This is a genomic window from Natrinema sp. CBA1119 (genome assembly GCF_002572525.1).
In the GTDB taxonomy this organism is placed as follows: domain Archaea; phylum Halobacteriota; class Halobacteria; order Halobacteriales; family Natrialbaceae; genus Natrinema.
The window spans coordinates 3,058,953-3,073,554 of the sequence record NZ_PDBS01000001.1; the positions used below are offsets into that span (position 1 = coordinate 3,058,953).

The 14,602-nt window shown below is 63.1% G+C and carries 8 protein-coding genes; 3 read left to right on the top strand and 5 right to left on the bottom strand.

Features of this window, described 5'->3' with window-relative positions; all coding sequences use genetic code 11:
* The first annotated feature begins 219 nt into the window (after positions 1-219).
* The gene (locus CP556_RS15215; protein ID WP_098726379.1) at positions 220-2,265 is read left to right on the top strand and encodes a hypothetical protein; all 2,046 of its coding nucleotides are present in this window, start codon (positions 220-222) and stop codon (positions 2,263-2,265) included.
* Between the two features lie 106 nt (positions 2,266-2,371).
* On the opposite strand, the gene CP556_RS15220 is transcribed toward CP556_RS15215, so the two are convergent.
* From CP556_RS15220 to CP556_RS15235, 4 genes are all read right to left on the bottom strand, one after another.
* Complete coding sequence (locus tag CP556_RS15220) at positions 2,372-3,532, bottom strand: glycosyltransferase family 4 protein (protein WP_098726380.1); 1,161 nt, start codon at positions 3,530-3,532, stop codon at positions 2,372-2,374.
* Positions 3,533-3,738: 206 nt separating this feature from the next.
* Positions 3,739-5,556, bottom strand: coding sequence for a hypothetical protein (locus CP556_RS15225; protein WP_176548214.1), 1,818 nt, complete (start codon positions 5,554-5,556; stop codon positions 3,739-3,741).
* 623 nt (positions 5,557-6,179) lie between these two features.
* Positions 6,180-7,130, bottom strand: a complete 951-nt coding sequence (locus CP556_RS15230) for a hypothetical protein (protein WP_098726381.1) — start codon at positions 7,128-7,130, stop codon at positions 6,180-6,182.
* Positions 7,131-7,783: 653 nt separating this feature from the next.
* Entirely contained in the window at positions 7,784-9,574 is a 1,791-nt protein-coding gene (locus CP556_RS15235; protein ID WP_098726382.1) for a hypothetical protein, read from the bottom strand.
* Between the two features lie 255 nt (positions 9,575-9,829).
* On the opposite strand from CP556_RS15235, the gene CP556_RS15240 reads away from it, so the two are divergent.
* Both CP556_RS15240 and CP556_RS15245 read left to right on the top strand, forming a co-directional pair.
* The gene (locus CP556_RS15240) at positions 9,830-11,137 is read left to right on the top strand and encodes a hypothetical protein (RefSeq protein WP_098726383.1); all 1,308 of its coding nucleotides are present in this window, start codon (positions 9,830-9,832) and stop codon (positions 11,135-11,137) included.
* Between the two features lie 74 nt (positions 11,138-11,211).
* Entirely contained in the window at positions 11,212-12,609 is a 1,398-nt protein-coding gene (locus CP556_RS15245; protein ID WP_098726384.1) for a PAS domain-containing sensor histidine kinase, read from the top strand.
* Positions 12,610-12,773: 164 nt separating this feature from the next.
* Here the strand turns inward: CP556_RS15245 and CP556_RS15250 are convergent, their stop codons facing one another.
* Positions 12,774-14,366 carry an alkaline phosphatase family protein gene (locus tag CP556_RS15250; RefSeq protein WP_098726385.1) on the bottom strand — a complete coding sequence of 531 codons (1,593 nt, stop codon included), beginning with the start codon at positions 14,364-14,366 and terminating at the stop codon, positions 12,774-12,776.
* Between the last annotated feature and the right edge of the window lie 236 nt (positions 14,367-14,602).

The window sequence follows — 14,602 nt, forward strand, 5'->3', positions numbered from 1 at the left end:
CTTCTGACAGTTGCGAAACTGCTACTGTCTTTATACAAAACTTGAAGCTAATAAATATATATGCCACCCCGCCGCAGCCGTCTGGTTTTTAATATAAGAAACCGTGATTAGACTGTATAATTAGAGAAAATATCTACAGTGATATAATGAAAATCACAAAATCTTACTGATAGTGAGGCAGGAAAGTTTATGGTCTGGTAGTGTTCTCTCTCAGATCGCATGGCACGCGACGAACCGGTACGGGACGCAGACGGTCCCGCCGAACCGACAGTCAGTGACGACGAACAGAGCGAAGACAGCATACTCGACCGGCGATCGTACCTGAAGTTAGCCAGCGCAACGGCCGTCGCAGCGGGCGTCGGGACGAGCGCGGCGAGCGCGGCCGAGGGTGACTACGAAGTCATCGAGGCGCGCGGCCAGTCGATCAGGATCGATTCGGGCGAGACCTGGGAGAACAAACTCATCGACTTCGGCGATCGAAACAACATCACGATCACCGCCAAGGGATCGAACTGGACGATCCGGAACATCGGCTTTACGGGCACTATTCCCTACAACGAGACCATTTTCGGGGTCTGCGATTCCGGCTCCGGAACGTCGGTGATGGAGAACGTCTACTTCGGCGAATCGACCGGCGAACAGCCAAGCGGCGAGCGCTCGATCTGTATCTGGGTCGATCCCAGCCACTCGGGGCACCTCGACGTGACGAACGTCAACTTCAACGTTCCCGGAAACAACGGTATCTACGGCTCCGCGCCCGCCTACAACGGCGACGGCGGGACGATCGCACTCGAGGGCTGTTACGGTAACGACTGCCATCACACCGCGTTTCGAATCGGTGACTGTGGCATGTCCATCGAGAACTGCGTGAGTTACAAGAGCGGGACGCGCGCGGCGAACCGCAACATCTGGGTCTGGGAAGGCAACTACGGCGGCGGCGCGACCGTCCGCAACTCCCATTTCATTACGAACGGTACGGGCGGCTCGGTTGTAACGAACGGGAGTCCGAACCTGACACTCGATAACGTCCACACCGACGACGGCCGCGGCGACGGCTCGAACCCGCAACACTTCGTCCCCGACGGCTGTCCGGAAAGCGGTGCGGAAGCGGCGAGCGGTGGGAGCGCCGGAAGCGGCGGGGGCTCCTCGAGCCCGCCCGCGGACAATGAGGACAGTGAGGACGAGGACCTCCCCGAGAACACCCTGACGGTCACCGGGACCGGTGACGCGACGGAGTACTACGTCGAGACTACCGACGAACTCGTCGCCGATCCGAACGCCGGCTCGCTCGAGGTTCACGACGAAATTACTGGCACGAGCGCGTCCGGCTGGGTGACGACGTCGTCCCACGTCGATGGCTTCCGCTTCGCCGGCGACCTCCACGAGGTCGCGTTCCGACAGGGCTCGGCCCGCGTCGAGGTCAACGGCGAGGTGATCGACCCCGATCAGTACAACGGCGATCAACCGAGCCTCGAGAACACGCTACTGGTCGACGGGATCGGCACCGCGGGCGGAACGAGCTACGAGTTCACGGTCTCGGGGGCCGTCGAAAAGGCGACCGTCGAGGGAGCCACGATCGACGACGAGGACGCCATCGACGGCGGCCACGTCTCGGGCGGCGTCGCCGGCTGGCGCGACGGCTTCCGCTTCGGCGGCGAACTCGAGGAGCTCACCGTCGACGGCGATGCGCGCGTGCTCGTCAACGGCGAGGCGGTCGATCCGGCCGACTACGGTCAGGAGCAGCCACACGTGTTGACGCTGGTTGGCAACGGGTCGGCCGCGAACTACGAGATCACGGTCGACGGCACGATCGATACGGTCGACGGCGACGATTCGGAGGACTACGCGACGGTATCCTCCGGAACCACGGTCGAGGGATCGATCGAACGTAGCGCTCAGCGCTTCCGGTTCTCCGGGACGCTCACCGACGTCACCTTCATCGACGGCTCGGCGCACGTCTACCTCGACGACCGGCGAATCGACCCCGATCAGTACGGCGAGCAGGAACTGCTCCCCAACGCCATCGTGATCGACGGTGCCGGCACCGACGGCGAGACGAACTACTCCTTCGAGATCGACGGCGAGGTCGTCACCGCGAGCTACCGCGACGCGTCGATCGACCCTGGCGACGAGATCGACGGCCGATCCGTCAGCGGCAGCGTCGACGACGAACTGGACGCCTACTGGTTCGACGGCGACATCACGGACTTCCGGCTCAGCGGGAACGCGAGCGTCGACGTCCAGTACAACGCCCGAAGCAACTGACCGGTCTCGACCGGTTTTGCTGACGGAATCGCGGCTCGAGACGATCGCGTTCGGAACCTGCGCGCGATCGCGTTCGCGATAGCGGTCGCCATTGTTCGCCGCAGGTTCAGACCGTATCCGCCCGGATCGGATCGCTCGACGGGCGATCGGCCCCCTCGGTCGACTCGAGTGCGGTGCGACAGACCCGCTCGAAGCGTTCAGCCTGGGCGGTCCAGCGAAACGCGTGTGCGTCTTCGCGAGCCTGCGCACCGAGGCGCGACCGGAGCGAGGGGGAGTCCACGAGCATCGTCAGCTTGTCCGCGAGATCCTGGGGATCGCCGACGCGGGCCAGCAGACCGTTTTCCCCGTTGGACAGGTAGGTCCCGATCCCCTCGAGATCGGTCGTGACGACCGGGAGGCCACAAGCCATCGCTTCCAGGTTCGCCATCCCGAAACTCTCCTTGTGGCTTGGGAGACAGAACACGTCGGCTCCGGCGTGGTACGCCGGGAGGTCAGGGTGGGGAACCTCGCCGTGGCAGACGACGTCGTCGTCAATCCCGAGGGCCGCGGCCCGATCCCGAATCCGGGTGCGTTCGCCCCGCCCGACGAAGTGGAGTTCCTGCCGTCCGTCGAGGGCCGCGACCGCCTCGAGCAGGTCGTCGATCCCCTTCGATTCGACGAGTCGGCCGACGAACAAGATTGCCGGGTCGTCGCTCTCGAACGCGGGCTCGATACCGGGCCGAAACGCCTCGGGATCGATGCCGGGCGCGATAACGCCCTCGAAGTCGTAGCCGAACGTCTCGGTGAGCTTCTGGGCGGTATCCGGCGAGTTGGCAAGCAGCAGGTCCGTTTGCGAAAACCGGTCGCGAAGCCAGGCCGCCGGAGAGCGGTCCGAGGCCTTGTGAAACGTGTAGACGGTCGGCACGTCGACGAGGTTCGAGAGGAGCAGGTCGTCCAGAAACTGGGACGTACAGAGCACGTCGAGCCGTTCGTTCATCTGATCGATGACGTCGTTACGGGCCGCCCACAGCGTCATCAGGAACTTCTTGCGGTTCTGGGTCCCGAGGGGGTTGATCGGATCAGTTACCCGAGAGGGATGGTCGTCGAACGACGGGGTCTCGACGATTCGCACGTCCGACTCGAGCAACACGGGGGAGAGCTCACCGCGTCTGGTGTACAGCGTCACGTCGTTCGTCTCGCTGAGTTCGACCGCCATCCGCTGCGTGTAGACGGCGATCCCCCCGGCGTGGCGCGTGCCCGCCGCGTCGTGATAGAACCCGATGTGCATACGACAGTAGACGCATATCAACTGGTTTGTTATTACGCTCGTACCGACAGTACAACCCGCCTATCTCTCCCGCTGGATGTCTGATATGGGACTTTGCGGCGTGAGAATCCGAGCCGCGGTCGGGTCGCTCGGCGCGTTCGAGCCTCGCCACTCGAGCAACGGCGAGGGAGCGAAACGGGAAAATCGAGTCGTATTATGGAGTCGTATCAGTGATCGCGCGCGTTGTACTGGACGTCGACGCTCGCGTTGCCGCGGAGCTGGAAGTCCGTGATGTCGCCGTCGAACCAGTAGGCGTCGAGCCAGTTGCCGACGGCGCCGCGAACGGCTCGACCCTCGATCACGTCTTCGTCGTCGATCGAGGCGTTCCGGTACTCCGACTTGACGACCGCGCCGTCGACCTCGAGGGAGTACGTGCTCGGTCCGCCGGCGTCGACGCCGTCGATCACGAGGGCGTGTGGAAGCAGTTCGTGTTCTCCGTACTCGCTCGGATCAATCGATTCGCCGTCGACCGTCACATCCGCCGCGCCGTCGCTGAACGTGAGGTCCGTCAGCGCACCCGAGAATCGGAAGGATTGGGTTTCGTCGGTGAGCGAACTCTGAACCGTCGACCCCGAGACCGTCGTCGCGTCCGCTTCCGGCTGCGCGTCCGACGCGAGCTCAATCGATCCGTCAACCGTGATCTCGTAGCTCGTCGGCGTCCCCTGTCCCGCGACCTCGAGGACGTGTGGAAGCTGTTGCCCGACGTCGGCCGGATCGACCGCCTCGCCGTTGACGAATACCGTTCCGGGGCCGTCGACGGTGAGTTCGGCGAGGTCGCCGTCGAACCGGAAGGCGTCCTTCCAGTCGGCCACGCCCCCCTGCACGGTCGCGCCGTCGATGGTGTCCTCGTCGTCGATCGAGGCTCCCTCGTAGTTGGTGTGTTCGATCGCACCGTCGACCGTGAACTCGTATCGGGTCGCGTCCGACGGATCGCCGTCGACCAGGAGGACGTTCGGCAGTTGCGAGCCCTCCTCGTTGCTCGTCGCCTCGTCGTTGGCTCCGCCGCTCGAGCCGGCCGATTCGGTTCCCGATGCGGCCGCCTCGGGCGACGTCGGGACGCCGTCGGGGATCGAGAGATCGGGCTCCCTCGAGACGTCGTTGCCGATGGAGACCGTGGAACCGTTTGCCTCCCGGATCTGTCCGCGATAGCCGCCGCTCTGGAAGTCGACGCTGCCCGCGGAACCGTTCGCGCCGGCCACGAGCGAGTACGGGTAGGGGCCGTCGGCGAAGTGCGAGTCGCGGATGGTTACGGTACCGCCGTTCCAGACCCAGACGGGGCGGCCGTTGGTCTCGCCGTAGCCGCCGTAGCCGCGCCCGTAGTCAGTATCGTCGTTGTAGGCGACGCAGTCGATGATTTCGTCGTCCTCGCTGCCACAGCGGAAGGTGGTAACGCCGTTGTTCTTGCCGAAACAGCGCTCGAATCGGACGCTGCCGCCGTACGGCGTGTTGGAACAGTAAAAGCCGTTGTTCGGGTATCCCTGGACGTTGCAGTTGCGGAAGGTGAGGTCCGCTTCGCTTCCTCGGTGCATGAATACGGCACCGGGCCCGTGAACGAAGCTCGCGCCTTCCTTCGTCGCGCCGTCGCCCAGATAAATGTTCTCGAAGAGGATGTCTCCCTGCCCGGCGTTGATCGAGATCATGAACGAGTCCCCGCGATAGAGACCTTTGAAACCGATATTCCGAACCGCCGAGTCGGCTCCCTCGACCATGATCAGGAAACTCTCACCGGTCGTGAGGTCGATCAGTTTGTTTTCGTACGTTTCGCCGCGGTTGACCGTCACCGTCTGCCCGCGCGCCTCGACGACTTCGTAGTCATCTTCGACGGCGCTCGCGGCTCCAGTTAGCGTCGCGGCCGCCGTCGTCGCACCGGCCAGCTTCATATACGATCGCCGGTGTAGTAATTTCTCGTTACCGCCTTCGTCGGTCGCCTCCGCGTCGGTGGAGACGGACGACTCGTCGTCCAGTACCGAAGGGTCGCGTGCCATGCAATCAGGTAATTAGATACTACCGGCATAAACTTTCCGCATTTCTGCCCTTAAAATTTACAGACTGTATCTCTTCCCTGCACTATTACTAAAAGTTTGAGTGGTTTTTAGCTTCGGAATTATATGTGCGGAACATTCTCGTTTTCGTATCGGTATACTCGTATTACCAGGAAACGGGCGCCGAAAGCCGGTTGATTCTGGATGTCCGTCGCCGGTAATACGATATTACTTTGCAGCGACACTCCGACGACCCCCGGAAGAAGCGATCGTCTACAACCGTTTTGTCTCTCGAGAAACGGATCCCTCGAATCCGGACGCAAAACCACCTCCTGCGGACTGTGCGATCAGCGGGGAATCGTTTCGGTGACTACTATAGTAGCCACTGAAACGGATTAACACTGATCGCAACGCCGTTATGCGATCAGGTGTGCAGTGACTTGCAGTGGCTACTATATACTCCTCATCGGAGACGGCTCGAGTCTGTGACAACCGTCGAACGAGAAGTGAATACGGCGAGAGTGTGCCAGTGCGGATCGCGGGAGGGGGAAGCAACGATCCGCACTGTGGAGGAAGGGCGCGTCAGCGGGGAACGGAACGTGTGGAGGGATGCGTCAGCGGCGGATTCAGTTCGAAGCGCCCGATGCGGCGGCTTCGGGGGAGGTTGGAACGCCATCCGGGATGACTGCCTCGGGATCGGTACCGACGCCGTCGCCCAGTTGGACGCTCGAACCTGCTTCTTCGGAGATGCCGGCACCCTCGTCGTAGTCGGAGTTCGTCACGGAGACCTGGGTAGGGCTTCCGTTCGCACCGGCGACGATGGCGGAGTTCTGGCCGTTCATCTCGATCTGGCAGTTGTCGACCTCGATCGTCCCGGGGGCCCACGCCCAGATTCCGCGGCCGACGTAGCCCTCGCTGGCGTCGACGGAGACGCTGGAATTGGTCACCTTGCTGCCTTCGGTGGCCAGTCGGAAGTGCGAGACATAGCAGTTCGCGGCGAAACTGCTGTCGATGTGGATCGTACCGCCGCCCTTGTTGCCGGGTGCGGAGGCGTAGATTGCGTTGTCCGCGAAGTTCTGGATGTTGACGTTTTTGAAGTCGATGTGACCGGAGTGGTCGGGAGCGACCCAGAAAGCGGTCTGGCCGTGCCCGTTCGGGTTACCGTTACCCGTACTCGAGCCGTCGCCGAGGTAGACGTTTTCGACGGTACAGGTCCCGCCGGCGGTGTCGGAGATACCGAAGGTGGCGGAGCCGGTGCCGGAGGTATTCTTGCCCTTGAATCCGATATTTCGGATCGTCCAGTCGCTGCTGTGGGCCGTGACGATGATGTCCTGTCCGGTCGTCATGTCGATGAGTTTGTTCTCCCAGGTCTCACCGGAGCCGATGGTAATCGTCTGTCCCTCGGCTTCGATGACCTCGTAGTCGTCCTGGGCCGAGGCTGCACCGGCACCGCCGAGTGCGGTCGCCGCGGTCGCCACCGCGGCGAACGAGCGAACGTAGTTACGGCGGGTTAATCCGGAATTTCGGCCTGTCGTCGGAGCGGATTCCGTTTCGGACGTACGGGGATTCTGCGCCATACATTTTCGTAACACCATCTTACGCCCATAAACTTTTCCTTGTTACTATGGCTTAAATTTACAGACATAGTTACTAACTTTGCAGAAACTGGCACAATCTATGCATCTTCGTTCTCGAATATACGAATGATCACGCGGTGTAACGACGGCGTGCAATCACGTATTTTCTCGAGAAACGAGGGAATTCCTCGGAGTGTGGGGTTCTCCGAGCTGAATTCGACGAGTTGCTTCCCGCATCGTTTTTCCGGTGGTGACGCTGTTTCGTTCGGACAGGAATCCGTTTCCTCGGTCGTAATACCCTATTACCGGCCGGAACGCCGACTGACGTCACCGTCGCCCGTCAGTCACTCCGTCAGCACGATTGACGAACAGCGTCGAACCACCGCGGTCGCCAGTGAGGTGCCGATACCGGACTCGGTACGACCCGTCCCGAGTGTGCGTCCAGGCGCCGCCCAACGCACGCATATCATCATCCATATCTCGAGCCGGACGACCCGACGACCGAGTTGGACACCCCCTCCGGAGGGGCCGTGATCGACCGCGACAGTGCGAGAGCGACGATTCGATACCGAGCACGAGAGGCGACTTCATCGCTCGACGTACCGGTTCGCTCTCTCCGAAGAAACGCAGTCGCGCTGGGCGATGAGGGGCCCCTACGGTGCGCTATCGATCGCGTACATCTCGAAGTCGTCGTTCGAAATGACCTTGTTCGCACCCGGCTCGGTGTCGAGTGCCTCGAGGGCCCTCCTGTCGTAGTTGAGTTCACGGTAGACGTCGAGTTCCCGCGACTCGTCCCAGTCGGTGACGACGAAGTAGTACTCGTCGGTGGGATAAGCCCCGCTGTAGTTCCCCTCCGAAAACACGGTGGCGTTGACGGAGCCGGTCGCGGCCGACGCGCCGCTGATCGTGTCGCCGCCGGAAACCCCGTTGATGCCGTGGTCGTATCGATAGGGGTCGTATCCCATCCCCGCGTAGGGGACGTCCTCGGCCCCGTGATCGAACCCGTCCTCGTAACCGCTCATCATTTCGCCGGTCACATGCTGGCCCGGGTTGTAGATCAGCGGCGACGTGAACACCGTCATGAGCCCGAGGACGAGACACGCCCCGAGTACCAACGCCGTGACTGCATTCGCGCCCGGTCTCGTGATCACGCTCGAGAGGCCGCCCACGAGCCCTGCGAGGGCGATGCCGGCCAGGATCGTCAGGAGCACATATATGAACCCCATCTGCCGGAACGCCATCGTGGGCGTCCCGAGGAAGTAGACGAGAAACATCGCGGAGAGCGGGAACAGCGCGAACGCGAAGTAGTTGACGAGGGATTTGGTCTCCCCGTCCAGGCTCGTCCGGCCGAGCCAGACGACCAGGATGAAACAGCCGACGACGAGGCCGATGATCGCCGCGTCGAGGAACATCTTCACGAACAACTCGGTGAGGCTGCCACCGATCTCGGTCAACGACGTCCCCCGCTGGTCGACTTCGGTGCCGCCGCCGATATCCTGTGCGAGCAACCCGGTGACGAGGCCGCCGACGGCCTGCCTGAACCGCTCGTTGCCGAGCGCCCAGAGCCCGAAGAGGGCCCCGAGGGAGAGCGTGTGAACGTAGGTCGTCGGATGCTCGAGCATCGGGTGGTCGTCGTAGCGCCGGCGGGCGAGATACTGGACGCCGCTGATCGCGCCAATGAGAACGACGACATTGAACATCTGCTGGGGATGCACCAACAAGAGCGCAAGGCCGGTGAGAAAGATGAGGACACTGAACGGCGACACGTCGAGCGGGAGTCGCTCGAGCGTCGAGCGCCGGTGGAGGTAGGCGACGATCGCGAAGAGCACGGGCGGAACGAGGAACAGCGCGTTCGAGTTGGTGTGAACGCCCATGTGCGTCGCGATGTTGTTGATCGGCAGCACCATCCAGGAGACGATCGCGGCGAGGCCAACCGCCAGCCCGTCGCCGGTCATATCGCGGACGACGAGCGGGACGAAGATGACGAAGGGGACGAAGAGGACGACCATCCCGATCAGGAGCCCCCGTTCGATCGAGGCACCGCCGGCGAAGTGCAGGACCGTCGCGATAGCGTGGAGTCCCGGATAGAAGAGTTCGTGCGGCGCGGTTCCGCCGGTGACGATGTCGCGCGTCCACCCGAGGTGCGTGAGTGCGTCGCCCATTCCGGCGAACCGATAGTTCCTGAGTATCGGGAGGCTCACGATGGCCGTGACCGTCAGTCCCCCGAGACCGATTCCGAGTCCCTGCTGACGGCCGCGACAGGACAGGGTCACCCCCACCGCGACCGCGAGCGCGAGTGCGAACCCGATCCAGGAGACCGTCGGAGCGCCCGCGTAGACCGACGGCTCGTAGGCGGTCGCGGGGTTCGCCCTCGCCACGAGGATCCCCATCGCAACCGCAAGAAAGCCGATTGCGACCGTCACGTTGAGCGTCGATCGTCTCATGCCCTCTCACCGAGTTCGGCCGGCCCAGTCTCGATACGCATGTGTTGGGCCAGTGGTCGGCACTGTCGGGGTTTGTTATAGGCTTCCTACCCTCGAAAACAGCCGTTGTGAGCCCTCCATCCAAAGTATGCTATCCCTATCGAATCCGAACGGTCAGCTACGGATTGGTTTCTCGCGTCGGAATCGATCAACGATTATGCCGGTTTTTGTAGGCGGTCGTGATCGGTCGAGACGACACCCGAACTCGCCCTCACTATGTCATCCATCATCATCGACGAGATCTCAACTCACGAGGCGACTCTCGAGTGTTCGGTCCGCAGCGCTGCCGACCTCGAGCGATTCTTCACCGACGAATCGTTTCGGACCAGCTACGACGTTCCGATCGGGGACGTTCCCGAGGGCGTGCTCGCGATCCCCGTCCTCGCGCAGGTCTGTCCGGTCGCGTGGGCCAACGGAGCCGACGTCTACGTCGACGAGGTCGACGCGACGTTCGCCCGCGCGCTCGAGAACGTAAAAGAGTCGCTGTGTGACATGCACGACTTCCTCGAGGGCGGGACGCTCTACGCGCGCCGAACTATCGAACCGGAACCGGACGCGACCGCCGAGAGCGGCCTGCTGTTCACCGGCGGCGTCGACTCGACGTGCTCGTACGTCCGCCACCGCGAGGAGTCGCCGACGCTGATCAGCGTTCGCGGCTGGACGATCACCCCGGACGCCGCCGACGACGGGAAGTGGAACGCCCTCCGCGAGCGCGTCTCGGGCTTCGCCGCTGACCACGACTGCGAGACGGCGTTCGTCGAGTCGAACATGCTCTCTTTCCTCGATCATCCCATGCTGTTGGCCCACTACAAGCGCTACGTCGACGGCGGCTGGTACAGCTCCGTGGGTCACGGGCTGGGACTGCTCGGGCTCTGCGCACCGATGGCCTACGCGCGCGGAATGGAAGACCTCTACGTCGCCGCGACTCACTGGGACGGGATCGACCTCGAGTGGGGTTCTCGCCCCGACATCGACGAGCACGTCCGATGGGCCGGGACGCGGTGTCACCACGACGCCTACGAACTCACCCGGCAGGAACGCCTCGACGTCATCGCCGACTACGTCCGCGATGAGGATCCCGAACTGCAACTCCAGACCTGTAACGACCGCATGGACGGTAACTGCGGCGAGTGCGAGAAGTGTTATCGAACGGCGGTCGGCCTTCGCCTGTCAGGCCTCGAGCCGTCGAACCACGGCTATCCGTTCTCGGACGCGGACTACCGCGACCTCCGTCGCTCCCTCGAGCGCGGCGAGTGGGTGCTCGGGCAGGACGAGCGCCACATGTGGGCCGACATCCGCGAGCGCGCGAGCGAGACCGAACCCGCGACGCCGGCCGAGCGAACCTTCTTCGAGTGGCTCGAAACCGCGGACCTGGCCGATCTGATATCGTCGTCCGGCTCGCCGCTGGTCCACCGACTCCTCTGGGCCGGCGCGCGAAACGCGCCGAACAGCGTCTACAACACCGTGTACCCGGCCTGGACGACGGCGAAAGCCGGCCTTCGACTCGTCCGATCCGGTCGATAGAGCGAGGCGTTCGGTCGGTGACGCGCCCACCACGCTTTTCATCATCCTACGTGAACAATTGCCACAATAGTGAGATGACCGTCGAAATCGGCGATCTGGCCTCGGTTTTGCTCGAGAACGCCCAGGACAAACTCGCCGTCGTCGACGAGGCGGGGACGTACCTCTACGTCAACGATGCGAGTCGCTCTATCCTCGGGTACGAGCCGGACCAGCTCGTCGGCGAGGACTCCCAGGAGTACATCCATCCGGACGATCGGCAAACCGTCGCGGACCAGTTCCAGCAGATCAGTTCGACGGGGGAGTCGTCCGCGTCGGTCCAATATCGTCACGCGACCCGAAGCGACGAGTGGGTGTGGCTCGAGAGCCGCTTTACGGATCTGCCCGACGACACGCTCGAGGGGTACGTTGTCAGCTCGCGGGATATCTCCCAACAGGTCGCTGCGGAACGCGATCGCCGCACCGCCGAGAGTCGACTGCAGACGATCGCCGGGACGGTCGGGGACGTTCTCTGGATGTTCAACAGTGACTGGACCGAGCTCCTGTTCGTCAACCCGGTCTACGAAGACGTCTTCGGCCAACCGGTCGAGGATCTCGAGGCGAACCCGCATGAGTTTCTCGATGTCGTCCACCCTGACGACGTTTCCCGCGTCACGGCAGCGATGGCCCGCACCTCGGACGGCGAATCGGTCGACATCGAGTATCGCGTCAATCCGGACACAGACTACAGCCGCTGGGTCTGGGTGCGTTCCGAACCGATCATCGAAGACGGTGAGGTCGACCGTATCGTCGGGTTCTCCCGGGATATCACCGATCGTCGTCGCCGGGAACGCCAGCTCGTGATCATGGACAATCTCCTTCGACACAACCTGCGAAACGATCTGTCCGTGATGCTCGGCAACGCAGAGTGCATCGCGAGGGACGGCGACGAATCGTCCCGCGAACACGCGGCGACCATCCGCCGACAGGGGCAGGAACTCCTCGAGACCGCCGCCAAGCAGCGCGAGATCATCGAGTTGCTAACGGAGGGATCGGTGCCCGCCTCGATCGACCTCGTCCCAGTCGTAACCGAGGCAATCGAAACGATACGCGACCAGTATCCGAACGCGACGATCGAGACGACGTCTCCGGACACCGCGACCGCCCGCGCAGTAACTGAAATCGAGTTGGCCGTGGCGGAACTCCTCGAGAACGCGGTTCGACACGAACCGCACGGTAAGCCGGAACTGTCGGTAACCGTCCGCTCGCATCCGGAAACGATCTCCGTCTCGATTCGAGATAACTGTCCGCCGATCCCGGAAGTCGAGTTTCGCATTCTCACCGGTGACTGGAAGATGGACGACGTCTATCACACGTCCGGGTTGGGGTTGTGGCTCGTCTACTGGGTCGCCGACCTCTCGGACGGCAATATCGCGTTCGATCGATCCGAGACGGGAAACACTATCACGCTGACGCTACCGCGCGATCGGACGTGAGAGGAGGGTGGCGGCCGTTCGGTATCCGTTCGAGCGGACCGGAAGTATTCGGGATCGAAGAGCGCCGGAAAAGAGCCCTATCACGATGTATACGGCGGTAGTTACCCGCCCCTGCCGAGCCGATAGTCACTCGGAGAACGGGTCGCGACGGACCGCGGGATCACTCACTCCATGTAACCGAGCCCCTTCAGTCGGTCCTCGACGTCGTCGAAGTCCTCATCGACCGCATCGTCGGTGTCGGTCCGGCTGACCGTCGTGCGGTCGACCTTTCTCGAGGCCGGGCGCGCTTCCTCGGCGAACGCATCGAACAACACCCGTCCGTCGGCGTTTTCCGGGACCGGTTCGCCGATTCCGTGGAGCAGCGTCGGCGCGACGTCGACCACGCGCGCGCCCCGAAGCGTCGCTCCGGCGTCGATCGACGGCCCGCGACACAGGACGATCCCCTCGCTGCGGTGGCTCGCGTCGTAAACCCCGGTATCGCCGATCACGTCGTCGGCGACCGTGCTTCGTGACTCGTAGGTTCCCCGACCGCTCACGACGAGGTCCGGTGACTTCTCGTCCGTCGGGAACAGATCGTCCCCGTCGGACACCTCGAGCAGCGCCCCCCCGTCGGCGTCGGTCGCCGACTCCAGGGCGGCCCTGATATCGGCCTTGATCTCCGAGATCTCGCTGGGATCGACGACGCCGCTGTCGAAGCGCTCGGTGTCGTTGATGTACAGGTTGCCGGTGTCGTGGACGAACGCGACCGTGCGGTCGAAGTCAACGTCGTAGAGGGCGTGATCGCCGGGAATCTGCTCGGCAACGGAGTCGACCAGCTGTCGGGGGAGCGACTGGACGAGCGCTTTTTCGGTGATCCCGACGCGATTGAGCGCACCGGTGATGGCGTCCCGGGAGATGCCGAGGCTCGCGAGCGCGCCGCGGGTCCCGTCGTCTTCGCGGCGGAACAGGTACCCCTCCCGCTCGAGGATGCGGTTGACGTAGACGAGGTCCTCGATCGGGCCGAAGCCGTGATCGGAGACGACGTAGAGGTCCGCGTCGTGGTCGTCCGTGTAGTCCATGACCTCGCCGAGCACGTCGTCGAGTTTCTTGTAGTGGGCGAGGAGCCGATCCATGTCCCAGATGAGGTGCTGGAATCGGTCGGGTGCGGTGTAGACGAAGAAAAACAGTTGCCAGTCGTCGCCGGCGCGGTCCATCTGAATCCGCATCAGTTCGCGGCGCTTTGCGAGCACGTCGTCGACGGCGACTTCGAAGTCGTCCAGTCGATCGGCGTACTCGGGGTAATCGAGGCTGATCTCGTAGTTCGGGATCCGGGATTCGATCTCGTCCCGGAGATCCGGTGGATGGGTGAACTCCCGGTCCGTCGAGGGCGTCATCATGCCCGTGACCATGGTGCCATCGATCTCGCTGACCGGATACGTCATCGGGACGTTCCCGACGTGGGCCGGCCCGAGTTGTTCCCAGAGGGCCGGCTGTTGGAGATCTCGACTCGTGTACATCTCGTGGCTGTATTCCGAAGAGAGGTTCTGAAAGCCGTATATTCCGTGTTTGTCCGGCCAGACACCCGTCGCGATCGACGGCCACGCGAGCGGCGTCGTCGGCGGACGGGTGCTCTCGAGCGTTCCGGACGCGCCCTCCTCGCGCATCCGGGCGAAGTTCGGGAGTTCGCCCTCCTCGCTCCACTGCTCGATGAGTCTCCACGGTACGCCGTCGAGTCCAAGCACGAACGCTCGCTCGGAGGGGGTTGTAGATCCGCTCATGATTATGTAGGGAGACGTCGAAGACGCCTATGGACAGAAATTGCCCGACGAGCGCTTTGTTATAGAGAGGTTTCACCCGGTAGCCGCCTCCATTCGATTCCGTTCGCTCCGATTAATTCTTCCGCCAGCATGTCCGCGTTCGGCGGCGTTCGAGCGGCGGCGGTAACCACGACGGTTCTCGGTCCCCGTCCCGACAAGAGATCCATAACAAAGTCATCCCGGGCGGACCGTCCCGA